We start from the raw sequence: 1,222 nt of genomic DNA on the forward strand, positions 1-1,222 counted from the left end.
GGCACGCCGCCATCCTTCCGACCGACGAGACCGCCCTTGGTCTCCCCGCGGATGATGTCGTTGCACAATTCCACGCACTCGTCGCAGATGAAGACGGTCGGGCCCGCGATCAGCTTGCGCACCTCATGCTGCGACTTGCCGCAGAAGGAGCAGTAAAGCGTGCTTTTCGAGTCCGAACCGGTAAGCTTAGTCATTCGCCATTCTCTCTTCCCCCCCGGATGATAATCACCAGATCCGCGCCGGCGAGGGATTTTCTGGTCCAAAGGCTATCCTAGCCTGCGGCGCGCCCGTTCCACAAGGGGAGAAAATGGCGCGCCGCGGTAAAGATAGTCTTTAGGCCTCGGTTGTATCGGCAGCCTGCGGGCGCCGGTCGAACACTTCGTCGACCAGCCCGAAGGCCTTGGCCTCGTCCGCTTCGAGGAAGGTGTCGCGGTCCATCGCCCGCTCGACCGCCTCCAGCGTCTGGCCGGTATATTTGACGTAGAGATCGTTGAGGCGGCGCCGAATGCGCAGGATTTCCTTCGCCTGGATCTCGATGTCGGACGCCATGCCCTGCGCCCCGCCCGAGGGCTGGTGCACCATGATGCGGGCGTTCGACAGGGCGATGCGCTTGCCCGGTTCGCCGGCGGCGAGCAGGAAGCTGCCCATCGAGGCGGCCTGGCCGATGCACACGGTGCCGACCTGCGGCCGGATATATTTCATCGTGTCGTGGATCGCCATGCCGGACGTCACCACCCCGCCGGGCGAGTTGATGTACATCCAGATGTCCTTCTTCGGATTTTCCGATTCCAGGAACAACAGCTGCGCCACGATCAGCGAGGCCATATGGTCTTCGACCTGCCCGGTGACGAAGATGATCCGTTCCCGCAGCAGCCGCGAATAAATGTCGAAGCTGCGTTCGCCGCGGTTCGACTGTTCGATGACGATGGGGACCAGCGCGGCCATGGGGTCGGACATGATATCGGTCATTTTGCTCTTTTCCGGGTAGTTGCTTTTTGCCCAGGCCCTACATCGGCACAAAAAGCGGCGGGTTCAAGGGGGAACCATCGCGCGGCTGGTCTATTGATCGGCCAGCGACCGACGCATGGAGGAAAAAGCCGCGTGACCGACCAAGCCCCGCCATTCGCCACCGCTCCCGATCGTCCCTGGCCCTATGCGTCACGGTGGAAGGCGTTGCTGGCGCGCGGCGTCATCGCCATGCTGCTGGGCATCGTGGCGATGC

The 1,222-nt window shown here is 62.8% G+C and carries 2 protein-coding genes; both read right to left on the bottom strand.

The annotated features are described in order from the left end of the window. Window positions 1–194 (bottom strand): ClpX C4-type zinc finger protein (locus B4A72_RS14605; RefSeq protein WP_292978951.1); only part of this gene is annotated, 194 nt, incomplete at its 3' end. A gap of 139 nt (window positions 195–333) precedes the next feature. Then, window positions 334–957 (bottom strand): ATP-dependent Clp endopeptidase proteolytic subunit ClpP, encoded by a 624-nt coding sequence (clpP, locus tag B4A72_RS14610; RefSeq protein ID WP_292978953.1) that lies wholly within the window; start codon window positions 955–957, stop codon window positions 334–336. Window positions 958–1,222 lie beyond the last annotated feature (265 nt).

The sequence above is a fragment of the Paracoccus sp. UBA5162 genome, from assembly GCF_002413585.1.
In the GTDB taxonomy this organism is placed as follows: Bacteria; Pseudomonadota; Alphaproteobacteria; order Rhodobacterales; family Rhodobacteraceae; genus Paracoccus.